Genomic DNA, 23,173 nt, shown 5'->3' on the forward strand with positions numbered 1-23,173 from the left:
CGACGCCTGGATCCCTCGCGCGAGGGATCCAGGCGTCGGTTGGCCTATTGTGGCGGATGGCGGCGCCGCGCGCGACACCTAGACCGAAGGGGGCCTCAGCGCGCCCGGGCGAGCATCGCATTCATCTGGTCGATCTCCCGCTGCTGGCCCTCGATGATGCCGGCGCAGAGCTGGCGGAGCTCGGGGTCTCTGAGCGGGGCCTTGCCGCACATCAGGATCGCCCCCGAATGGTGCGGGATCATCGAGCGCAGGAACTCGCGGTCGCCGATCAGCCACTGCTGGCGAATGGCCGCGAAGCACAGCAGGCCGACGGCCAGGCTGGCCGCCAGGAGCCCTCTGTTTAGCCCCTTGCGCGGATACATCATCCCCATCAGCAGCAGCTCGATCATCACCATCGGCGCGGCCATCAGACCGGCCATGTAGGCTTGGTTGAAGCTGGGATGGATGTTCGAGACCTTGTCGACCATGGCGTACATCAGGACGTACATCGCCAGGAACGACAGGACCGTCATCGCCGCCAGGCGCTGGTAGGGCGCGCGATGCGAATGGTCTTGCGAGTGCTGGTCCTGGGCCATCGAACATCTCCTGAGCTGGGGCTTGGCCGGCGGCGCGCGCCCGTGCTTCGCTTCGCGTGGATGTCGCGACAAACCGCTGAATTCTCTCAACGTTCCGTTCTGAAAATTAAATCGTCGCGGCACGCGAGGCGGTGCGGGATCCGCCCGGACGCCGCGTAAAATGCTCTAATGGGCGGTCGTGATAGTCGCGCCGATCAAGCCGCAACGATCGCGCCACCGATCCGGGGCGGGAAGAGAAATCGACCCGCCGAGGCGCCGTTACGGAGCCGGATTTCCAGGACCACGGGCTCGCCGGCGTCGGCCAGGCGATGGGCCAGGTCGCGGGCCATGCTCTCGGCCCGGGCGCCGGTGCGATACAGCATGGGATTGTCGCTGAGGGAGCTGCGGACGGCCCACGCGTCTCCGGCCGGCTCCACGACGATTAGACTCGGCATGGTCATTCTCGAATAAACTAGGCGTTCACGGGCGAAGTGACGGCCGGCCCTCCCCGCGCCGGCCGACCGCCTCAACTCAGGAGGACTCGGCGCGGTCGAGGCGGCCCAGCGCGGCGAGCACCTCGCTGAGCGGCACGGGCGCGGGGGTTCCCAAGAGCCATCTCTGGGTTGGTCGATCCTCGACGGCGCTGGCGTCGGACGCCCAGGCGGCGAGGATCTCGCGCTTGGCGGCGGCGTCCAGATCGTCGTCCTTGACGACCTCTAGCGGATGCAGAAAGCCGACGGCCGGCCGCACCGGCCATGGCGGCGTTCTTCTGGTCGAAACAGAGAGTGGTTGCATGGCGTCCTGCTCCCCACCGTCTAAGCCGCCTGGCGCGGTTTGGACGCCGGTCTTGGCGCGGCCGCCTCGACTTGGTCGAGCAGCGAGTCAGGAAGCGGAGAAAAATCGAACACGGTGCTCATTTCCATCTCCTCGAAAGCAAGTTGGACATGAGGGGCGGCGTTCGCACGCCCCAAGGCCGAGCCTTTTGGACGCCCGGCGGCAAGCGATGAGTTAGGTCGCGCTCGGCCGGCGTCAAGAGGTCGAAGACGTCGGCGAAGGTCCCTCGGCGGGGCGACGCCCGCCGAGGGAGCTCGGCCTCAGAACTTGGCGCTCAGCACCAGCCGCACGTCGCGGCCGGGCATCACCACCGAGTCCTTGTTGAGCGCGGTGGCGTTGCGGATCGTCTCGTCGGCGAGGTTATGGCCGACCAGCAGCAGCTCGATCCCCGGCTTGGCCTTGAACGGCTTCCAGCGCAGCTGGGCGTCGACCGAGGTGTAGCCGTCGGTCGCCAGGTCGGCCACGCCGATATGGTCCTGCGAGGACACCGCCAGCACCAGGAAGCTGGCGTCAAAGGCGCCATTGTCCCAGTCGAGACCGCCGCCGAAGCGTCCCGGCTGGATCCGCGGCACGTCGCCGCCGCCGCCCGAGAACTTGGCGCGGACATAGTCGCCCAGCACCTGGCCCGACAGCTTGCCGCCCGCGATCGAGGTCAGCGGGAAGAAGGCCTTGGCCTCGACACCCCAGAAGCTGGCGTCGCGTTGGCCGTAGTTGAGCTCCTTCAGCTCACCAGGTCCACCAGCGGCGCAGACACCGTCCTCGTCGCAGAGGCTGCCTGTCAGCGCGCCGTAGATATAGTTGTCGAAGCGCGCGCCCCAGACCGAGGCCTCGATGCGGCCGGCCGTGCCGAGCTTGTAGCGCGCGGTGGCCTCCAGCGAGTTGGCGCGCTCGATCTTCAGGTCGGGATCGCCGGTTTCATAGGTCGCCGGGCCGTCGTGCGGACCGCGGGCGAACAGTTCCGTCTGGGCCGGCGCCCGCGCCGCCGAGGCGGCCGTCAGGCCCAGGCGCAGGGTGTCAGAAGCATCATAGGTGAAGCCGGCCGAGGCGCTGAACGGCGTATAGTTGCGCCGCGTCTCGATCCCGGTGGCCGGCGTCCCGTCGATGCGGATCCGCTCGACGCGCAGCGCGCCCTGGAACTGCAGGGCGCCCACCGGCGCCTCGACGAAGGCGAAGGCCGCGCCGCTGCGGGTGTGGGTCGGCAGCAGGTAGTCGGCCCCTTCGCCGAGGGCGCTGAACTTGCGGTCCTGGAACTGGACGCCCAGCGCCGAGGCCGAAAGCGGCCCCATCGCGCCGAACAGCGCCTCCATCCGTCCGTCCCACTCCTTGTTGTTGAAGGTGGACAGGACCTCGTTGGTTTCGGGATCGATTTCGCTGTGGGTGTAGTCGGCGTAGCCGGCGTCGACGTTCAGCCGCTGCAGCAGGCCCTGGCCGAACTTGAACGACCCGCCGAACGCGCCCTTGTCCTGCTTCATGCGGATGAAGGTGTCGTCGGACGGGATGCCGTAGCGGGCCGCGTAGTGCGTGCCGCTGGCGCCGACCCGGCTGTCGTCGCCGAAGAAGTAGGACGCGCCGCCGGAATAGCCGTTGCCGCGGAAGAACGAGTTGGGCTGCTCGCCGTCGGGCGTGTCGTAGTTGCTGGCCCGACGCCCGAAGCCGTCCAGGTGGACCGCGAACGGGCCCTGCCCCGCGTCGAGGCTGACCGTGCCCTCGCCGGTCGACGCGCTCGAGGAATAGGCCGTGGTGGCTTCGCCCTGGATCCCGTCGACCCGCTTCATGGGAATGCGGTTGTTGATGACGTTGACCACGCCGCCGATCGCCTGGCTGCCGTAGCGCAGGGTGGCCGCGCCGCGAACCACTTCGATCTGCTGGGCCGCGAGCGGATCGATCGGCACGCCGTGGTCGGGGCCGACGTCCGAGACGTCCGAGCTGGAGAGGCCGTTCTCGGCCAGCTTCACGCGCTGGGCGTCCATGCCGCGGATGACCGGCCGGCTGGCGCCGGCCGCGAAGCCCGTACCGGCGACGCCCGGCACGTTGCGCAGAGCGTCGGCCAGGCTGGCGCCGCCATTGCTGAGGACCTGGTCGCGGCTCACCTGCTCGACGATGGTCGCGAAGCGATCGGGGTCGCCGGCCAGCGGCGAGGCGGTGATCACCACCTCCGACACCGAATGCCCAAGGTCCTGGGCGTGCGCACCCGCGCCCAACCCCAGCAGGACTCCAGCGCTGGACGCCGTCAACACCATCGAACGCAGCCGCATTTGGCTTCTCCAGAAAAAGCGAACTGCGGCTTAGTATGTTATATCATAACCGTAGCCAAGCCCATCTTTAGCGATGACGTGAAGACGAGGCCGGTGATGTCTTTTTGATCACAAACCCCCGGATGGCGGTGCGTTTGGCAGCGCCCGGCTCGCTACTCTCGGCCGACGACGACATCCGCCGCGCCATGGCCGTGCGGCTTGGAGTGACCGCCTGTCCGCAGGAAGCGGCGGTCGATCTCGGCGATGATGTCCTCGGCCCGCTCGCCGGCCTGCAGCCGGATCAAGGCGTCCAGCTTGGCCTCGGAGCGGTCGTCGTTCTCCTTCGAAGACGGTGAGCCGACATAGAGGAAGTAGGCCAGGCCGACGACCTGCCAGATCAGCTGCAGGAACTCCGACTGCCAGTTCTCGAAAGTGTCGCGCCCCATCTCGACCAGGTAGGGCGCGAGTTGCGGCGCCTGGTGCAGGCTCCGCTGTTCGTCGACGAAGGCGAACCAGCCGAAGGCCCAGTGRCCGACGATCGAGATGAAGAAGAACAGCCCGGTCAGCCAAGCATAGGCGTAGCGCTTCATGTGAAATCCTCCTCCAGCGGCGTCAGGCTCAAGCTGCCGTCCATGTGGGCGAAGCCCGGCCGGTCCAGGGCCTCGGTAAGCCGGGCAGGCCGATTCTTCGGGTGCTGCCCTCGTCGCCGGAAACGGGCTGAGGACCGATGGGTCGGGACATCTTCTCCCTCTCATGGCGCGAAACCACTGAACTCCCGACCCCTTCCAAAAGTTCGCGAACCAGCGCCTCGCCCCCTCCGGCGTCGCCGCACGAGAAATCCAAAAAGTTTCGCGAAGGACCGGCGGAAACGGCGGTCTCGCCCGTCGGTCTGGTATCGCAGTGCGCGACGTCAGGGGATCGCACCATCATGAAGCCAGTCCGGATCAGCTTTTTCGGCGCGACGGCGCTGGCCGGGATCCTCGGCGTAGCCGCCTTCGGGGTGGCTCAAGCGGCCAAGTCCGCCAATGCCGACGTGGTCGCGATCATGGGCGCCACGGTGTTCGACGGCACTGGCGCGGCGCCGCATCCGGCCAATGTGATCATCCGCGACGGCCGCATCGCCGACGTCGGGCCGAACGTGAAGGCGCCGCGCGGCGCCAAGGTGATCGACGCCAAGGGCGAGGCCCTGCTGCCGGGCTTCTTCGACCTGCACACCCACTGGACGCCGGGCGGCGTCCCCGCCACGACGCCGCAGATCGCCACCGCCTACGTCTCGGCCGGCGTCACCACGGTCAGCGACTTCAACGCCGCGCCGGAGTCGTTCGCGCCGCGCCGCCAGTGGCTGTCGACCCTGGTCGCCCCGCACGTAAACTTCGCGGCCCGCATGAGCACGCCCGGTGGTCACGGCGCCGACTGGGCCGACACGGCCACGACCAAGTGGGTCAACACGCCCGAGGCGGCGCGCGCCGCGGTTCGGGCGCTGGTCCCGTACAAGCCCGACCTGATCAAGGCCTTCACCGACGGCTGGCGCTATGGCGTCGCGCCCGACAACACCAGCATGGACGAGTGGACCCTGACCGCCCTGGTCGACGAGGCCCACAAGAACGACCTGAAGGTCTTCACCCACACCGTCAGCGTCGATCGCGGCGAGGTCGCCGGCCGCGCCAAGGTCGACGTCATCACCCACAGCCTGCAGGACCGTCGCCTCGACGCCGAGGCGATCGACATCCTCAAGGCGGGCGGCACCGCCGACACCCCGACCCTGGCTGTCTATGAACCCGTCAAGCCGGGCCAGCCGCCGCGCGATCCCGACGAGAACCCCACGGTCAAGCAGAGCTTCCGCAAGTTCGACAACGCCCTGCACAACGCCAAGGCGCTGAACGACGCGGGCGTGGTCATCGCCCTGGGCACCGACGCGGGCATGCCCGGCACGCCGCACGGCGTCTCGACCCTGCACGAGATGGAGCTGATGGTCCGCGCGGGTCTCACGCCGACGCAGGCCCTGATGGCCGGCACCGCTCTGAGCGCCAAGGTGATCAACCTGCTGGGCGATCGCGGCACGATCGAGAAAGGCAAGCGCGCCGACCTCGTCCTGATCAAGGGCGAGCCCTGGAAGACGATCAGCGACGTGCGCAAGACCGACCGGGTGCTGATCGACGGCAAGCTGGTCTTCGGCCCGGGCGCGCCGCCGATGACGGCCAATCAAGCCACGACCCTGGCCTCGATCGCGGCCGCCGCCGCGATCGACGACTTCGAGCGCGCCGACGGCCGCTCCAGCCTCGACACCCTGCGCACCGACGATCCGGACGGCGGCCTCGATCGCACCGTCGAGGTCAGCCAGGTGATCGCGCGCGGCGACCAGGGCCACGCCCTGTCGATCAACGCCCGCATGTCGATGAAGCCTCGCCCCTATGCCGGGGTGATCATCCCGCTGACGCGCGGCTCGATCCAGCCCGTCGACGCCCGCGCCTTCAAGGGCGTGCGCTTCGAGGTGCGCGGCGACGGCGACTACGCCCTGGGCGTCAGCACGTCGGTCGGCCGCTGGTCGGCGCCGTTCGCGGCGGGCTCGGCCTGGAAGACCGTGGAGATCCCGTTCTCGGCCCTCAAGCCGGCCGGCGAGCGCGGCGCCAAGGGCGAATGGACCGGATCGGACCTGACCGAGGTCGAGTTCATGGGCGGCCGCAAGGGCGGCGAGAAGCTGTGGATGGAAATAGATAACGTCGGTCTCTACTAGGGCGATTCATCTACTTTCAGAAATAGTTAGCATAGATAGCAGCGACACAACCAATCTATAAGAATTACGTAATAACGACGACACGTTGTATTTACGAATTTGCTGTCTAAAGCGAAGACTTCAAGTGAGGGGACTGTTTTATGACTAACTCCAGAGCGCTTCGCGCGACTATGTTTGCGACTTCGGCGCTTTGCGCGGCCTGGGGCGGTCAAGCCGTCGCCCAGACCGCCGCCGCGCCGGACAGCACCGTCGAGGAAATCGTCGTCGTCGGCTCGCGCATCGAAGGCGCCAAGGCCACCGCCGCCCTGCCCGTCACCGTCGTCGACGCCAAGCAGTTGGACGCCGTGGCCGCCAGCTCCGGCGACGACCTGTTCCGCGCCATCCCGCAGATGGGCGACGTGAACTACAACTCAAGCTACCTGCCGGGCAGCAGCAACTCGGCGCGCGGCGACATCGGCTCGGTGAACCTGCGCAACCTCGGTTCGGGCAACACCCTGGTGCTGCTGAACGGCCGCCGCGTGGTCGCCCACCCGACCAGCCAGGCCGACGGCACGAGCCTGGTGCCGACCCTCACCTACAACACCAACGCCATCCCGACCTCGGGCCTGAAGCGCCTGGAAGTGCTGCGCGACGGCGCGGCGGCCATCTACGGCACCGACGCCGTGGCCGGCGTGGTCAACACCGTGCTGAAGGACAATTTCGACGGCGTCGACGTCGAGGCCCAGTACGGCGCCGCCAAGGGCGCGAACCTCAAGGAATATGAGTTCAACGGCCTGTTCGGCCACAATTTCGAACGCGGCAACGTGACCGCCTATGTCGGCTACGACAAGCGCACCGCCCTGCGATCGCTGGACCAGACCTATACCGCCTCGGCCGACAAGCGCGTCCTGTTCAGCGGCACGCGGTTCGACAGCGCCGCAACGCTCGACGGCCGCGTTACGTTGACCCCGTGGGGCAGCTTCACGGCCGCCTCGGCGGTGCGGGTCGGCACGAGCCTGATCACCAGCTCGGCCGGCGCTTTCCACATCCAGCCGACCAGCAACCCGGGCAGCCTGGCCGCCGTGGGCGCGGGCATCAGCATCGATGACGGCGCACTGGCCACCTCGGGCGAGGATCGCAACCTGCGCTACGACGCCGCCGCCACCGACCTGACGGTCATGCCGGCGCTGAAGCGTCTGAACGTCTTCGTCAGCGGCAACTACGAAATCACCGACACCATCACCGCCTTTGGCGAGGTCGGCGTCTATCACGCCAAGACACGGTCCTTCCAAGCTCCTGTGTCGACCTCCTCGGCCCAGGTGCTGACCGCGCCCGCCTCCAACTACTGGAACCCCTTCGGTCCGGTCACCTTCGCCAACGGCGCGGCCAACCCGAACCGGCTGGCCGGGATCAACGCCCCCGCCGGCGGTCTCGCCGTGACCCTGAACAACTACAACTTCGTCGACGCGGGCAAGCAGCGGGTCGACGTCACCAACGACCAGACCCGCTTCCTGGCCGGCCTGCGTGGCCAGGCCTTGGGCTGGAAGTGGGAGTCGGCGCTGCTGTACTCGCAAGCCAAGGTCAAGGACGTCTCGGACGGCATCAGCGCCACGGCGCTGCAGAAGCAGCTCGCCCTGTCGACCCCCGACGCCTACAACCCGTTCAACGGCGGCACGGTGGCCAATCCCAGCGTCGGCGACGCCACGCCCAGCAGCCAGGCCGCGATCGACGCGATCCGCATCAAGTCCATCCGCGAAAGCACCAGCTCGCTGGCCTCGTGGGACTTCCGGGTCTCGAAGGCCGACCTGTTCCAACTGCCCGGCGGCGACGTCGGCGTGGCCGCCGGCGTCGAATGGCGCCGCGAGACCCAGCATGACGACCGCGACGCCCACGTCGACGGCACGATCACCTACACCAACGCGGTCACGGGCCTCGTCTATGGCAGCGACCTGATCGGCACCAGCCCGTCGCCCGACACCAAGGGTTCGCGCAAGGTCAGCTCGGCCTATATCGAGTTCGCCGTGCCGGTGATCTCGCCGGAGATGAGCATCCCGCTGGTCCGCAGCGTCGAGGTCCAGCTGGCCGGCCGCGCCGAGAAGTACAGCGACGTCGGCTCGGTCGCCAAGCCCAAGGTCGCCGTGGCCTGGGACCTGGTCGACGGCTTCCGCGTGCGGGGTTCCTGGGCTCAAGGCTTCAAGGCCCCGAACCTCGAGCAGATCAACGCCACCGTCGTCACCCGCGCCAACACCCGCACCGACTACGTGCGCTGCGAGGCCGACCTGCGCGCCGGGCGGATCACCAGCTTCAGCAACTGCACCCGCACGCTCAGCGTCCAGGCGCAGCGCTCGGGCAATCCCGACCTGAAGCCGGAAGATTCCGAAACCATGGGCTTCGGCTTCGTGTTCGAGCCGAAGTTCATCCCGTCGGACTTCGGTTCGTTCACCATCACCGCCGACTACTGGCGCGTGAAGCAGAAGGGCATCGTCGGCCTGTTCGGCGAGGGCAACGCCCTGATCCAGGACTATCTGCAGCGGGTCGGCGGCGGGTCGAACGCCAACGTCGTCCGCGCCAATCCGACGGCTGACGACATCGCGGCTTTCGCCGGCACCGGCCTGGCCCCGGTCGGCACGGTGCTCTACGTCAAGGATCAGTACGTCAACACCCTGCCGCAGGAAGCCCGCGGCGTGGACGTCGCCGTGATGTGGCGCAAGCACGGCACGCGGTTCGGCGACTTCGACGTCACGGTCAACGGCGCCCACCTGATCAAGTTCTACCAGCAGCCCTCGCCGCAGATCGCGGCGCTGCTGGCGGCGCGCGGGGCGGGCACGATCAACGCCGGCACCACGATCAACGGCGGCGGCAGCTACATCCGTCAGAACGGCAAGCCGGACTGGAAGTGGACCGCCTCGGCGACCTGGAGCCTCGATCAGATGTCGATCGGCGTGTTCACCCAGTACCTGTCGGACGTCGACGAGACGGCTCTGCTGGATTCGGCTGGCGCCCCGTGGATCATCGACTCCCAGGTCACGGCGAACGTCTACGGCCAGTATGCCTTCACCGAGGGCTGGGCGGCCAACACCCGCCTGAAGCTGGGCGTGCGCAACCTGACGAACGAGGCCCCGCCCCTGTCGTCGAACGGCTACCTCGGCGCGATGTACCAACCCTATGGTCGGTACGTTTACGCCAGCATCCGCAAGAGCTTCTAACCGCCTACCGCGCTCCCCTTCGGGGGAGCGCGGACTTCAAACTAGACCACGCGCTGTTCGCGTGGGACAACACGCCGCAACCTGAACGATAACGCCGATTAACCCTCCGCGCCTTAGCGTTTGGGTCATGACGTCGATCATCGATTCCAGCGCGGACGGCGCGRACCGTCGGGTCCATCCCCGCTACCACGACCACAGCCCTGTCTATGTCGGCGACGGCGCCGTCGCGCGAAAATGCGCCTTTGCGGACGTTTCCGAAGGCGGCGCGCGGATCGTGGTCGGCAAGGGCGCGACGTTTCCCCACTATGTCGTCCTGGTCGATCCGGCCACCGGCTTCAGCCACCGGGTCGCCGTGGTCTGGCGGAGCGAGACCGAGATCGGCGTCCGCTTCGTCCAGGAAGGCGTTCGTTATCGTGTCATCAAGTCCGCCACCGATCTGGGCCGCGATGCCCTCCACTGGCCGTCGCGCCGCTGGGCTTCATAGGCTTTTGGCGCGTCGCGCTCGGGCCTCGCCGTGCTTGCGACGTCTGGTCGCGACGACTGGACCGCAACTCCCAATGGATTTCAGAGAATAAACCCGCCATCCTAGGTCCATGACAGCGATTGCCTGCCTGAAGATTTTCGTCGGTGAGGATCTGCGGTTCGCCGATTCCGAAACCATGGCCACGCTCGTGGCCAAGGTTGCTAGCGCCTATCTGGAGTCGGAGTGGGTCTGGCCGAGACGTTATGGCCTTGTCGCCCCCTACTCCTTCGTGCTGGCCGATCCCCGCGCGATGCGGCTGGACGCCCACGAGCTGCAAAAGCTGGCGCGGGACCTGCACTTCAAGATGTTCGGCGAAAAGGGCTCGGGCGACGTCGCTCTCCTGATGTTCGAGGGCGACCAGACCGACGTCATGCGGTTCGCCAGCACCCATGCCGACGTCCTCAAGGCGCTGCTGGCCGGCGAAGACGACGGCCAGTTCTCCGGGCGGGTCTGCAAGATCACGCCGGACTCCGTCACCAGCATCGCGCCTCCGGGCGGCCCGTTGGAGGGCGCGCCCCCGGCCGAGGAACTGGCGGCGATCGAGCCGGAGCCGCCGCTGGGCGGCATCGACGAACTGCTGGACGTCTCGGCGCCGAACACCGGCTGGTGGGGCATCTACTACCTGACCAAGGAGCGCTTCGTCGGCAGCGGCGTCGACTGGCGCCAAGCCTGGGACAATGTCGGTTTCGGCGCGATCGAGGACGCCGACGTGACTGCCCGCGACAAGGCCTGCCTGGACTCGGCGCTGGAACAGCTGAGCCAGCAACGGCCGGGCTACATCTTCCTGCCGTTCTGCTTCTCGTCGCTGATCAAGCCATCGGTGCGCGAAAGCTACCGGTCCTATATCGAAAAGTTTCCGCGCGGCCTGCGCCCCCGCATGGCGGCCAGCGTCTATGACGTGCCGCGCGAGCCGTCTTACGGCGCGATCGGCCAGATCCGCAATTTCCTCAATCCCTATTTCTCGCTGATCGACCTGCACGTGAAGGACCCGGGCTTCCGCATCGAGAGCCTGCCGGCCGGCGCGGTGCACAGCGTCACCCTGGTGCTGGAAGGCGCGGACGAACGCGCCCGACTGGCGACGATCGCCCGCTTCCTGAAGGATCCGGCCATGTACCGCGCCAAGCGGGTCTGGCAGGGCGTGGCCATGGTCAACAGCCTCAAGGAGCTGGACCTCTGCCGGCGCCTGAAGGCCCCGTTCCTCAGCGGCCCGATGATCGCGCCCCTGTCGAACGCCCCGACCGGCGAAGTCGCCTGCCCGGCCCTCAACCTGCCCTACCGCAACTGGGTCGACGTGGTGTGAGGCGGCCAGTTCGGCCGCGTCTGCTCTAGTTGAACAGCGCCGACAGGCCCAGCAGGCCGCAGTTCGGCTCGTTGACCAGATAGAACGGCACGTCGCGCAGATAGGCGGCCATCCGGCCCTTGGCCTCGAAACGCTCGCGGACGATGGCGCGGTCCAGCATTTCGCCCCAGGACAGCACGATCGCGCTGATGATGTAGACGCCGCTGCGCGCGCCGGCGATCAGAACCAGGTTCCCCGATACCGCGCCCAGCCATCCCGAGACCAGGGCGAAGACCTCGCGGGCCTGAGGGTCGCCATTGCGGGCGGCCGCCAGCAGCACGTCCAGATTTTCGGGACGCTCGGGCTTGCCGGCCAGGGTCGACAGGGCCAGCGCCACATCGAGCACGCCTTCGCCCGACAGCACGCACTCGGCCGAGACGTGGCCATGGCGGTCGCGCAGCACGCGGATCACGTCGGCCTCGCGGTCGTTGGCGGCAGCCAGGTCCGCGTGCCCGCCCTCGGCGGCGGCGGCCATCCAGCCGACGAAGCCGTCGGGGTTGAGGATCGACATGCCCAGACCCGTCGCGGAGGGCCCGATGGCGCCGGCGGGGGCGTCCCGATGCGGGGAACCGTCGCCGATCTGCTCCATGGCGTCCGGTCCCAGCAGCGGCACCGCCAAGGCTCTGGCCGTGAAATTGTTGACCAGGTGCAGGCGGTTCAGGCCCAGCCGTTCGGACAGAACCGCCGCCTCCAGGCGCATGGGCGAATGGGTCAGCTGAATGACGCCGTCGAGGCTAGGGCCGGGCGCGGCGATAGCGGCGCCAAGGACCGGGCCGTCGAAGGCGGCGCGGATCGCGGCCAGGGTCTCGATCAACTGGTCCTGGCTAGCGCACTCGACTGTCGTGATCTCGGTCGGCGGAGACCCGCGCTGGGCCAACACGATCCTGGCGCTACGGCCATCCACGTCCGCCAACAGAACATGCGGGACCGGATCATGCGGCAAACTCATGCGATCGATCTCCTCGGGCGCGGAACCACAGTCGCCGGAGTCACACTATGGGCCAATGCGCGAAAGCGTCGCAACCGGTGCGACAAAAGACTTTGGTCATCGCGGGCGCCCGCGCCGTCCCTGCTCATGACGAAGCATCGAACGCCCTGCCGCCCTGCGGCGCGTCGTCGCAGGCTTCGGAGGTCATAACGCCCGAAAAGCCTTGGCCGGCAGTGATGGTGGTCGTTTTTCGACAGCTCCCGCTCCGCGCGCAGTCTAGGCCGGGCTCGCCATTGACGTTGCCCGCCCCCAAACCGGTCGATACGGTTTCTGGATCGGCCGTCGCCGCGAGCATCTCCTCGAGCGGCGTGGCCGGTCTCGGACCAGGGTATGACCAGTCGTAACGGCGTCAGGGTCGCGGGCGACTCCGCCTTCCTCTCCGGCGGCGGCGAGATGGCGCGGCTGATCGGCGAGACCGACTGGTCGACGACCCCACTGGGCCCGATTGACGCCTGGCCCCAAAGCCTGCGCACCACCGTCAGCCTGTGCCTGGCCTCGAACTTCCCGATCAACATCATCTGGGGCCCCGAGCACTGCCAGATCTACAACGACGGCTATCGCGTGGTCTGCGGCGCGGCCCACCCGCAGGCGCTGGGCGAGCCCTACACCGTGACCTGGGCCTCGGCCTGGCCGGCGATCGGCGAACCGTTCCACCGCGCCCTGGCCGGCGAGACCTCGTTCCTCGAGAACCAGCGGATGTTCCTGTTCCGCAACGGCTATCTGGAAGAGACCTTCTTCACCTTCTCGCTCAGCCCGATCCGCGACGAGAGCGGCGGGATCGGCGGGCTGTTCCACCCGGTCACCGAGACCACCGCCAGCATGCTGGCCGAGCGCCGCGCGCGCCTGCTGCGCGACCTGAACGCCCGCCTGGCCGAGGCGCGCACCACCCGCCAGGTGTTCGACAACATCCTGGCGATCATCGGCGAGCACGCCTTCGACCTGCCGTTCGTCCTGTTCTACGCGCTGGACGCCCTGGACGGGTCCTACCGTCTGGCGGGATCCGCCGGCGTCGCGCCCGACGATCCGATCGCGCCGGCGGTTCTGGCCGAGGACGCCGCCACGCCCTGGCCGGTCGAGGCCCTGGCGATGGCGCGGGAGCCGATCGAGGTCACCTTGCCACAGCCCGGCCACGGCGCAGCCCGCGGTCCCTACGAGGAATCTCCGAGCGCCGCCCTGGCCTTCCCCATCCCCGCGCCCGACATGGCGCGGCCGCAGGCCCTGCTGATGGTCGGCGCCAGCGCGCGCCTGCCGCTGGACGAGGCCTATCGCGGCTTTCTCGGTTTGCTGGCCTCGGCCGTGGGCGCGGGACTGGCCAGCGCCCGCGGCTACGAGGAAGCCCGCCAGCGCGCCGAGATGCTGGCCGCTCTCGATCAGGCCAAGACCGCGTTCTTCTCGAACGTCAGCCATGAGTTCCGCACGCCGCTGACCCTGATGCTGGGCCCCATCCAGGATGCGCTCGAGGCGGGCGGCGACCTGCCGCCGGCCCAGCGCGAACGTTTGACCGTAGCCCATCGCAACGCCCTGCGCCTGCTCAAGCTGGTCAATTCGCTGCTGGACTTCTCGCGCGTGGAGGCCGGACGATCCCGCGCCGCCTTCCAGCCCACGGATCTGGCCGGCCTGACCGCCGAGCTGGCCAGCAACTTCCGCTCGGCCTGCGAGCGGGCGGGCCTGGCCCTGGTGGTCGATTGCCCGCCGCTGCCGGAGCCGGTCAATGTCGACCGCGAGATGTGGGAGAAGATCGTCCTCAACCTGCTCTCCAACGCCTTCAAGTTCACGCTGGAAGGCGGGGTCGCGGTCCGCCTGCGCCGCGTGGACGGTCGGGTCGAGCTGATCGTCGAGGACACCGGCGTCGGCATCGCCGCGGCCGAACTGCCTCGCGTGTTCGAGCGCTTCCACCGGATCGAGGGCCAGGGCGGACGCACCCACGAGGGCAGCGGCATCGGCCTGGCCCTGGTTGAGGAACTGGCCAAGCTGCATGGCGGCGCGGTGTCGGTGAGCAGCCAACTCGGCGAAGGCAGCGCCTTCACGGTCAGCCTGCCACTGGGCGCGGCGCATTTGCCGCGCGACCAAGTCTCGAACCGCCAAACCCTGACCGACGCCAGCGTCCATGCCGAAGCCTTCGTCGCCGAGGCGATGCGATGGCTGCCCGACGTCGAGGACGCGACGCCATCGGGCGTGGCCGAGGCGGCGGATGACTTCGGCGGCCTGATCGAGGGCCGCCCCCGCGTGGTGCTAGCCGACGACAACGCCGACATGCGCGCCTACGTCAAACGGCTGCTGGAAGCCGGCGGCTACGCGGTCGAGGCGGTGTCCGATGGCCAGGCGGCCCTGGAGGCGGCGCTGCGAGGTCCACCGCCCGACCTGGTGCTGAGCGACGTGATGATGCCGGGGCTGGACGGCTTTGGCCTGTTGGCCGCCCTGCGCGCCGAGACGCGGCTGGAAGGACTGCTGGTCATCCTGCTGTCGGCGCGGGCCGGCGAGGAGGCGCGGGTCGAAGGGTTGGCCGCAGGGGCCGACGACTACCTGGTCAAGCCGTTCAGCGCGCGCGAGCTCCGGGCTCGGGTCGACGGGGCGGTGCGCCTGGCTCGCCAGCGCCGCCAGGCCGCGCGTCGCGAGCAGGCGCTGCGGGCCGAGATGATCGCCGCACGCGGCCGCGCGGCGCTGCGTCAGAGCCAGAAGCAGCTGGAGTTCGCGCTCGAGGCGGGGCGGCTGGGCAGCTGGGAGATGGATGTCGCCACCCGTCGCATCACCGTCTCCGACCACTGCCGCGCCCTGTTCGGCTTGCGGCCCGACGACCCGTTCGAACACTATGACGACGTCATCGCACATGTGCATCCCGAGGATCGCGAGCGCCGCCACAACGAGATCCAACAGGCGATCGCCTCGGGCGAGGATCTGGAGCTCGAGTACCGGATCCTGAACCCCGACAACACCGTCCGCTGGGTGATGGCCCGGGGGCGCGCGACCTACCACCAGGGCCGCGCCGTCCACTTCGCCGGCGTGACCCTGGACATTACCGAGCGCAAGGCCGCCGAGGCGCGCCAGACGCTGCTGCTAGCCGAGGTGGACCACCGGGCCAAGAACACCCTGGCCACCGTACAATCGATCGCCATCCAGACGCTGAGATACACCCAAGACCCGGCGGCCTTCGCCGACACCTTCCAGGCGCGGATCCATGCCCTGTCGCGCGCGCACGAACTGCTGACGGCCAGCGCCTGGCGCGGCGCGGACCTGATGGATGTGATCCGCCGCACCCTCGGCGTGCACCTTCCCGCCGGCGAGCAAGCGCGCGTGGCCCTGACGGGACCCTCCGTCCGGCTCGGTCCCAACGCCGCCGTCACCGTCAACATGGCGTTCCACGAGTTGGCCACCAACGCCACCAAGTATGGCGCCCTGTCGACGGCTGACGGCCGTGTAGACGTGGCCTGGGCGCTAGATGGCGACGGCCAGATCCTCGTCGATTGGCGGGAGACGGGCGGGCCTTCGGTCACCCCGCCCTCGCGGCGCGGGTTCGGCTCGCGCCTGTTGGAACAGGGTCTGCCGCGCGAACTGGGCGGCGGGGTTGACCTTCGCTTCTTGCCAGAGGGATTGCGCTGCGCGATCCGCCTGCCGCTGTCGGCGAAGGTCGCGCTTGCAGAGACCTAGTCCGCCGCCGCGTGAGCCCCGCCGCCGCTGATCGCCTTGCGGGTCAGCCAGATCATCGGGATCAGGATCACGCACAGCCAGGCCGAGACCCGGAAGAAGTCCAGCGCCGCCAGCAGATAGGCCTGGTTGATCACCTGCTGGGTGACGGCCCCCACGGCTTGGAGGTGGGTCATGCCCGCCGCCTGCAACTTGTTGACCGCGTCGACCCAGGCCGGGTTGGTGGCCCCCATGGTCTCGGCCAGCCGCGTCTGGTGCACGGCCTCGCCGCGATCCCAGATGGTCGTCGCCAGCGAAGCGGCGAAGCTGCCGGCGGTGATCCGCGAGAAGTTCGACAGGCCCGAGGCTTGCGGCGTCTGCTGCGGCGGGATTCCGTTCAGCGAGATGGTCACCATCGAGATGAAGAAGGTGCTCATAGCCACGCCCTGCACCAGCATCGGCATGACCAGCACGGCGAAGCTGGCGTCGGGCGTGTAGCCGGAGCGCATGTAGAACGACAGGCCGAACGCGGCCAGCGACAGGGTCGCCAGCCAGCGGGCGTCGACCTTGGCCATCAGCCGCGCGGTGAACGGCGTCAGGAGCACGGCCACCACGCCGCTCGGCGCGGCCACCAGCCCGGCCCAGGTGGCGATGTAGCCCATGCGGGTCTGCAGCCACAGCGGCAGCAGCAGGTTGTTGCCGAAGAACACCGCGTAGCCCAGGCAGAAGGCCAGCGTGCCGATCGCGAAATTGCTGGAGCGGAACAGCGACAGGTCGACGATCGGGTGCTTCTCGTTCAGCTCCCAGATCACCCAGGCCACGAAGCCGATGATCGCGATCCACAGCTCGACGACGATGGCGGGCGAGGAGAACCAGTCGGCCTCCTTGCCGGTGTCCAGCATGACCTGCAGGGCGCCGACCCAGACCAGCAGCAGCATGAAGCCGGTGCGGTCGATCGGCAGCTTGCGGGTGGGGGTCTCGCGGCTGGCCATGTTGCGCCAGCAAACGACGGCGCAGAGGATGCCGACGGGCACATTGATCAGGAAGATCCACGGCCAGGAAATGTTGTCCGAGATGTAGCCGCCCAGGATCGGTCCGCAGATCGGGGCCACCAGGGTGGTCATCGACCAGATGGCCAGGGCCGTGCCGCGCTTGTTGGGCGGGAAGATCATGATCAGCAGGGCTTGCGAGCCTGGGATCATCGGCCCCGACACCGCGCCTTGCAGGATCCGGAAGAAGATCAGCGACGACAGATTCCAGGAGATCCCGCACAGGAACGAGGCGATCGTGAACAGGATCACCGAGGCCACGAAGGTCTTCACCACCCCGTAGCGGCCCATCAGCCAGCCGGTCAGCGGCACCGAGACGCCGTTGGCCACGGCGAAGGCGGTGATCACCCAGGTGCCCTGGCTGGAGCTGACGCCGAGATTGCCGGCGATGGTCGGGATCGAGACGTTGGCGATGGTGCTGTCCAGCACCTGCATGAAGGTGCCGAGCGCCAGGGCGATCGAGGTGACGGCCAGGAGGATCCCGGTCATCGGCGGCGGACCCGCCGCCTGAGTTTGTTCGGACGCCATGGGGCTGCTCCTCGACTACGCTTGCCTACTGGGCCCGGCTATTGGGCGACGTCGATCTTGGCCTTCATCGACAGGCCAACTCGCAGCGGGTGCTTGGCCAGTTCGGCGGGGTCTAGGGTGATCCGCACGGGCACGCGCTGCACCACCTTGATCCAGTTGCCCGAGGCGTTCTGGGCCGGGATCAGCGAAAAGGCCGACCCCGTGCCGCCGGCCAGACCCTTGACCTTGCCGTGGAACTTCACGCGGCCGCCGTAGAGGTCCGAGACCAGGGTCACCGGCTGGCCGGGGACCACCTTGTCCAGCTGCACTTCCTTGAAGTTGGCGTCGACATAGGCCTGGGTGGTCGGGACCACCGACATCAGCGGCGCGCCGATGGCGACCTGCTGGCCGACCTGCACCGACTTGCGGGCGACCAACCCGTCGGTCGGGGCGCGGACCACGGTCCGGGCCAGGCTCAGGCGGGCGGCGTCCAGCCGGGCCTGGGCGGCCCTCACTTCGGGGTTCTCCACGACCGAGACGCCGGAGATCAGCACGGTGTTGGCCTCCCGCGTGCCGACGGCGGCCTCGCGGCTGGCCAGGGTCTGGGCGCGAACAGCTTGGGCCACGGTCAGGGCGGCCTGGGCGTTGGCGAGCCGGTTCTGGGCGGTGGTCAGCTCGTCGCCCGACACGGCGCCCTCGCCCACCAGGGCCTGGCGGCGCGAGAGGTCGACCCGAGCCCGCTCGACGTCGGCCCTGGCGGCCAGGATCTGGGCGTCGGCCCGCTGGACGTCGGCCTGGCGTGCATCGAACTGGCCAGCCAGCGCGGTGTCGCTGGCGAAGTAGGCCTTCACCTTGCGCTCGGCCTGGCCCAGCGCCGCTTCGGCCTGGGCGACCGCGATGCGGGCGTCGGCGTCGTCGATGACGACCAGCGGATCACCGGCCTTCACGCTCTGCGTCTCCGAGACGAAGATCTTGGCCACAGGGCCAGGCGACAGGGCGGTGACCTGGGCGGTCTCGGCCCCGACATAGGCGTCGTCGGTCTCGACATAGTGGGAGTCGAACGCCAGCCACCAGGCGCCATAGCCGACCAGGCCGACGGCGACGGCGCCGCCCAGCAGGGTCAGTTGACGGCGGCGCCTGCCATTCGCGGCGTTTTGGGTGGCGGGTTGAGCGGTGTCGGACATGGGAGGAAGTCCTAGCGAGCGGATGCTGTGAGAATCGGGTTCAGGCGCCGGTGAAGCCGCCGCCGAGGGCGCGGACCAGGGCGATGTCGAGGGCGAAGGCGCGGCTCTCCAGGTCGGCGACGACCCGGCGTTGGGTTAGGACCGCCTGCTCGGCCAGCAGCACCGACTGGTAGGTCGACAGCTGGCCTTCGTAGCGCAGGCGGGCGATGCGGTAGGCGTTCTCGTTGGCGGCCAGGGCGGCGCGGGCGTCGACCAGGCGCGAGGCCAGGGCCTTCTCGCTGGCGGCGGCGTCGGCGACCTCGCGCAGGGCCTGGGTCAGGGCGCCGTCATAGGCGGCCACCGCCGCGTCGCGGTCGGCCTCGGCGCCGCGCAGGCCGGCCCGCAAGGCGCCGCCTTCGAAGATCGGCAGGCGCAAAGCCGGCCCGACCTGGCCGATGTCCGAGCCGCTGGAGAACAGCTTGTCGAGATAGAGCGACTGGACGCCCACGAAGCCGGCCAGGTTGATGTCCGGATAGAAGGCGGCCTTGGCCTGGCGGGTGCGGGCCGTGGCGGCCTCGGCCCGCCACTTGGCGGCGACCACGTCGGGCCGGCGGCCGATCAGGTCGGCGGGCAGATTGGCCGGCAGGCCGAACGGCTTCAGCGTCGTCTCGCCGGGCCGGTCGATCGCCAGCCCACGATCGGGACCCGCGCCAACCAGGGCGGCTAGGGCGTTGCGGGTCAGGGCGATTTGCTCGTCCAGGGCCGACAGCTCGGCCTTGGAGGTCGGCGGCCCCGCCCTCGCCTGCTCGCTCTCGGCGCGGGTGTCGAGACCGTTGGCGACCCGGCGCGCGACCAGGTCGCTGGTCTCCTGGCGCAGTCGCACGGCCTGCTCGGCGACGTCGCGTTGAGCGTAGAGGCGGGCCAGCTCCGCATAGGTCGAGGCGACGGCCGTCGACAGGGTCAGGCGCGCCTGGGCGGCGTCGGCCTGGGCGGCCCTGGCCTCGGAGGTGGCGGCGGTGACGGCCGCGCGGTTCCGGCCCCAGAAGTCCAGCTCCCAGCTGAAGTCGAGGGCGACGCGGCCAGTGTCATTGTAGCCGTGCGGCACGAAGGCCGGCGGGATGCCGGCGTTGTAGCTCTGCTTGGCCTCGGCGGCGCTGGCGCCAAGCGAGACTTGCGGCAGGTCGGCCGAGCGCGCCTGGGCGATCTGGGCCTGGGCGCGGCGCAGGCGGGCCTCGGCGGCCGCCAGGCTGGGCGAGCCTTTCAGGGCCTCGTCCTCCAGGGCGTTCAGCTGGGCGTCGCCATAGCCGCGCCACCAGGCGTCGGCCGGCCATTCGGCGGCGGGCGCGGCCAGGGTCTGGGCGGCCTCGTAGGCTTGTGGAGCCTTGGCCACCCGCGCCGGCTGAGCTGGCGGCAGACTGGCGCAGGCGGCCAGCACCAGAGCGCTGGCGGCCGCGAGATACGGACCGTGACGACGGAGAGCGGCGGCGGAGAGAGACGGCATGGGCGGCGCCTTGATGTGACCGTACGGTATAGTCATATGCGTAGCCGCAAATATGCCGCACTTGCCCCACCGTCAAGGTGACCGTACCGTACGGTTGGAAGAATTATGATGATCGACGCCAAACCCCGCCTGGATCGCGACGCCCGCCGTGAGGCCATCCTCGACGTCGCCGCCGAAGTGTTCCTGGAAGAAGGGTACGACGCGGCTTCGATGTCGACCATCGCCGCGCGGGTCGGCGGGTCGAAGAGCACGCTCTACAACTATTTCAAAAGTAAGGAAGAAATCTTCCAGGCCCATATCGAGCGCTATTGCGACTGGCAGCGCGACGTGATGTTCGGCCTGCTGGACGACAGCGCGGATCTGAAGACGGTTCTGACCAATGTGGGCCGCCGCTACGTGTCCAACGTGTTGTCGGACCGCAACATGCGCCACTTCCGCCTGATCGTGGCCGCCGCCGAGCGCTCGCCCGACCTGGGTAAGGCCTTCTACGAGGCCGGGCCCCGGCGGGGCGCGGCGATCCTCGGCGAATTTCTGGCGCGGATGCGGGACGAGGGGCATATCCAGGCCGCCGATCCGGTCGTCGCGGCCCATCAGTTCATCGGCCTCTGCCAGAACCGCCTGCTAAAGGCTCGCCTGACCAACTATGTCGGCGAACCGACCCCGGCCGAGGTCGACACCGAGGTCGCGGCGGCGGTCGACACCTTCATCGCCGCGTTCGGTCGCCGAACCGCCTGAGCGGTGGCAAAGCCTTAGACCTTCCAGCCCGCCAGCACCGCGTCGATGCTCATCGCCTTGGCCTCCGCCTTGGTCAGCGTGCGACCACGCGGAAAGCTCGCTGCACCGGGGCCGCGCGGGCGATATTGCGAGAACCGCGCGTCCTCTGGCTGCAGCATGGTGCGGCGATTGCCGTCCTTGCCCGTGTACCACATCTCGGTCCAGCCGGCCGGGGCGATGTGGTCGTCCATCCAGCAGTCGAGGAAGGCGCTCGCGCCGACGGATTTCGGATCGCCGTAGCGGCCGTCGGGGAATTGGCTCGAGGGCCGCCAGGGTCGGCCCAGATAGACCGAGCCCTTCTTCGTCCCCGGCTCCTTGGTCAGGCGACAGGTCTGAAAGACGAAGCCGAACGGCTGGTCGATGCGCGTGCTGGGCGCGACGACGTAGCCGTCGATCGGATCGACGGGTCGCGGCCGCGACCGGATCTCGCAGTCGCGGAAGAGCGCGATCCCCGCGCCGAAGATGAAGTCGTAGCTGCCGGTGATCAGGCAACGCTCGAACAGGCTGCGGCCCGCGTCCGGGAACAGGGTGTCCTGGTAACTCAGAATATCGACTTCCGTCAGCCGCGCCCGGTTGGAGCCCTTGTCCAGCATCAGCGCCACGGCCTGCGGACCGGCCCCGTCGTGCGAGTGCAGGCCGCCGGGCTTGGTCATCTCGGCCAGGCCGTCGAAGGCGTTCTGGATGGTGAGGTTGCAGGCGGCGAAGTCCGGCGCGCGCACGAACAGGGTCGGGGTGCGGAACGTGCCCCAGCGCTTGCCGTCCGGCGCAGTCAGGCCCGAGGCGGCCAAGTGGCTGATCACCGAGGCCTTCCGGTCCTCGCCGACCAGATGGACGAACGGCTTGTCGATCACGACCTGCTCGTCCCAGACCCCGCGTGTCATCAGGATGCGGAACGGCCGCGTCCCGTCCGTCGGCGCGGCGGCGACCGCCGCCGAAAGGGTCGGATAGATCGGCGCGGCGACGGGCGCCTTCCCCTGCCCGCGCCACAACACGGCGTCATAGCGCGACGCCGCGAGCGTCGAGCCGCCAGAGGCCAGGGCGACCACGCCGGCCAGGACGCCCCTGCGCGAAGGCCAATGGCGCGAAGGAAGGATCAGCGACATGACGCCTCTCACTCGAATGGGGCGGGCGCCCGACCCCGACAGCCGACACCCCTCGGCGTGAGGATAGCGATCCTGAGACCTGGAACGAATACCGCGGCCCGAAATTGAACCGCCAGCCGGTGCGCACATGGACATCAATGGCGTCGCGGCGGCTGTCGGCGAGATGCACGGGCTCGGAATTTCCGTCAAGGGCAACCTCGCGGAGCACAGGAGCGACCTTGAGCGTTGCGGAAAGGTACGAGTACGGAGCGCCGCGGCGATGACCGAAACCCTCTCCCCTACCCTGCCGCCCGAGGTCGAGCGCAAGGTCGAGCATGTCCTGAAGAGCGCCTGCGACCGCGAACTCACCCTGGCCACGGCGGAGAGCTGCACGGGCGGGCTGTTCGCCTCGCTGCTGACCGACGTCGACGGCTGCGCGCATGCCTTTGACCGCGGCTTCGTCACCTATACCGACCAGGCCAAGAACCAGCTGCTGGGGGTTCCCGCCGATCTGATCGCCGAGCACGGCGTGGTGTCCGCGCCGGTCGCCCGGGCGATGGCCCTCGGCGCGCTGGAGGCGTCGGAGGCCCACGTCGCCCTCTCGGTCACCGGCTTCGCCGGGCGCGGCGGACCGGACGACGAACCCGGCTTGGTCTTCCTGGGCGTCGCGCGGCGCGGCGGGAGCGTCCAGGTGACCGAGCACCACTTCGGCGACGTGGGTCGCGGCGCGGTCCGGATCGCTTGCCTGGACGCCGGGCTCGACATGCTGCGCGCCGCAATCGAGGGCTCGGCGCGCGACGCCGCCTAAAGATCCGTCCTCAATTGAACACCCTTCCTCTTGTCATCCCGGCCGAAGGGCCGCGTAGCGGGCCGTAGAGCCGGCAACTGTGTTTACGGCTGGAATGAGAGTTGGTCGCGCAGGAGGGCGTTTGCGGTGACGAGGAGCTTTCGGGCGATGGCGATGAAGGCCAGCTTTGGGGGTTTTCCGGCGTTTCGCAGGGCTTGGTAGGCGGCCTTGAAGCGGCTGTTGGAGCGGGAGGCGGCGACGGCGGCCATGTAGAGGGCGTCGCGGACGCGTTTTCGGC

Annotated in this window: 17 protein-coding genes and 1 pseudogene; 7 read left to right on the plus strand and 11 right to left on the minus strand. The window is 68.9% G+C overall.

The features are described 5' to 3' along the window. Positions 1-95: 95 nt before the first annotated feature. The 5 genes from AC1DSO_RS20975 to AC1DSO_RS20995 form a co-directional block, all read right to left on the minus strand. On the minus strand, positions 96-575 hold the full coding sequence (locus tag AC1DSO_RS20975) for a DUF305 domain-containing protein (protein ID WP_477070653.1): 480 nt from the start codon (positions 573-575) through the stop codon (positions 96-98). Positions 576-769: 194 nt separating this feature from the next. After that, on the minus strand, positions 770-1,009 hold the full coding sequence (locus tag AC1DSO_RS20980; protein ID WP_477070654.1) for a hypothetical protein: 240 nt from the start codon (positions 1,007-1,009) through the stop codon (positions 770-772). Positions 1,010-1,085: 76 nt separating this feature from the next. Further along, positions 1,086-1,349 carry a hypothetical protein gene (locus AC1DSO_RS20985; protein WP_477070655.1) on the minus strand — a complete coding sequence of 88 codons (264 nt, stop codon included), beginning with the start codon at positions 1,347-1,349 and terminating at the stop codon, positions 1,086-1,088. A 299-nt stretch (positions 1,350-1,648) separates the two neighbouring features. After that, positions 1,649-3,643 carry a TonB-dependent receptor gene (locus AC1DSO_RS20990; RefSeq protein WP_477070656.1) on the minus strand — a complete coding sequence of 665 codons (1,995 nt, stop codon included), beginning with the start codon at positions 3,641-3,643 and terminating at the stop codon, positions 1,649-1,651. Between the two features lie 152 nt (positions 3,644-3,795). Continuing rightward, entirely contained in the window at positions 3,796-4,212 is a 417-nt protein-coding gene (locus tag AC1DSO_RS20995) for a DUF6766 family protein (RefSeq protein ID WP_477070657.1), read from the minus strand. Between the two features lie 338 nt (positions 4,213-4,550). On the opposite strand from AC1DSO_RS20995, the gene AC1DSO_RS21000 reads away from it, so the two are divergent. From AC1DSO_RS21000 to AC1DSO_RS21015, 4 genes are all read left to right on the plus strand, one after another. Beyond that, a complete protein-coding gene (locus AC1DSO_RS21000; protein WP_477070658.1) occupies positions 4,551-6,356 on the plus strand; it encodes an amidohydrolase family protein in 1,806 nt (601 codons plus the stop codon). 170 nt (positions 6,357-6,526) lie between these two features. Next, the gene (locus AC1DSO_RS21005; RefSeq protein ID WP_477070659.1) at positions 6,527-9,541 is read left to right on the plus strand and encodes a TonB-dependent receptor plug domain-containing protein; all 3,015 of its coding nucleotides are present in this window, start codon (positions 6,527-6,529) and stop codon (positions 9,539-9,541) included. Positions 9,542-9,668: 127 nt separating this feature from the next. Beyond that, a complete protein-coding gene (locus tag AC1DSO_RS21010; RefSeq protein ID WP_477070660.1) occupies positions 9,669-10,025 on the plus strand; it encodes a PilZ domain-containing protein in 357 nt (118 codons plus the stop codon). Between the two features lie 109 nt (positions 10,026-10,134). Next, on the plus strand, positions 10,135-11,364 hold the full coding sequence (locus AC1DSO_RS21015) for a hypothetical protein (protein WP_477070661.1): 1,230 nt from the start codon (positions 10,135-10,137) through the stop codon (positions 11,362-11,364). A 25-nt stretch (positions 11,365-11,389) separates the two neighbouring features. Here the strand turns inward: AC1DSO_RS21015 and AC1DSO_RS21020 are convergent, their stop codons facing one another. Further along, positions 11,390-12,352 carry a glucokinase gene (locus AC1DSO_RS21020; protein WP_477070662.1) on the minus strand — a complete coding sequence of 321 codons (963 nt, stop codon included), beginning with the start codon at positions 12,350-12,352 and terminating at the stop codon, positions 11,390-11,392. A 369-nt stretch (positions 12,353-12,721) separates the two neighbouring features. Between AC1DSO_RS21020 and AC1DSO_RS21025 the strand changes: the two genes are divergently transcribed. Next, complete coding sequence (locus tag AC1DSO_RS21025) at positions 12,722-16,036, plus strand: ATP-binding protein (protein ID WP_477070663.1); 3,315 nt, start codon at positions 12,722-12,724, stop codon at positions 16,034-16,036. Here AC1DSO_RS21025 and AC1DSO_RS21030 read toward each other — a convergent pair. From AC1DSO_RS21030 to AC1DSO_RS21040, 3 genes are read right to left on the minus strand one after another with little or no spacing between them, the layout of a single operon-like run. Continuing rightward, complete coding sequence (locus AC1DSO_RS21030; protein ID WP_477070664.1) at positions 16,033-17,589, minus strand: DHA2 family efflux MFS transporter permease subunit; 1,557 nt, start codon at positions 17,587-17,589, stop codon at positions 16,033-16,035. The two genes, AC1DSO_RS21025 and AC1DSO_RS21030, sit on opposite strands and share 4 nt — an antisense overlap. Positions 17,590-17,627: 38 nt before the next feature. Beyond that, positions 17,628-18,752 (minus strand): EmrA/EmrK family multidrug efflux transporter periplasmic adaptor subunit, encoded by a 1,125-nt coding sequence (locus tag AC1DSO_RS21035; RefSeq protein ID WP_477070665.1) that lies wholly within the window; start codon positions 18,750-18,752, stop codon positions 17,628-17,630. Between the two features lie 40 nt (positions 18,753-18,792). Next, the gene (locus tag AC1DSO_RS21040; protein ID WP_477070666.1) at positions 18,793-20,232 is read right to left on the minus strand and encodes an efflux transporter outer membrane subunit; all 1,440 of its coding nucleotides are present in this window, start codon (positions 20,230-20,232) and stop codon (positions 18,793-18,795) included. A 108-nt stretch (positions 20,233-20,340) separates the two neighbouring features. Here AC1DSO_RS21040 and AC1DSO_RS21045 point away from each other — a divergent pair, with 108 nt between their 5' ends. After that, the gene (locus AC1DSO_RS21045; RefSeq protein WP_477070667.1) at positions 20,341-20,967 is read left to right on the plus strand and encodes a TetR/AcrR family transcriptional regulator; all 627 of its coding nucleotides are present in this window, start codon (positions 20,341-20,343) and stop codon (positions 20,965-20,967) included. 14 nt (positions 20,968-20,981) lie between these two features. Here the strand turns inward: AC1DSO_RS21045 and AC1DSO_RS21050 are convergent, their stop codons facing one another. Beyond that, entirely contained in the window at positions 20,982-22,109 is a 1,128-nt protein-coding gene (locus AC1DSO_RS21050; RefSeq protein WP_477070668.1) for a pectinesterase family protein, read from the minus strand. A gap of 259 nt (positions 22,110-22,368) precedes the next feature. Between AC1DSO_RS21050 and AC1DSO_RS21055 the strand changes: the two genes are divergently transcribed. Then, positions 22,369-22,896 carry a CinA family protein gene (locus AC1DSO_RS21055; RefSeq protein WP_477070669.1) on the plus strand — a complete coding sequence of 176 codons (528 nt, stop codon included), beginning with the start codon at positions 22,369-22,371 and terminating at the stop codon, positions 22,894-22,896. 83 nt (positions 22,897-22,979) lie between these two features. Here the strand turns inward: AC1DSO_RS21055 and AC1DSO_RS21060 are convergent. Then, positions 22,980-23,173 (minus strand): annotated as a pseudogene (locus AC1DSO_RS21060) (IS110 family transposase); the annotation flags it as partial.

The organism is Caulobacter sp. P4_E5 (assembly GCF_056401555.1).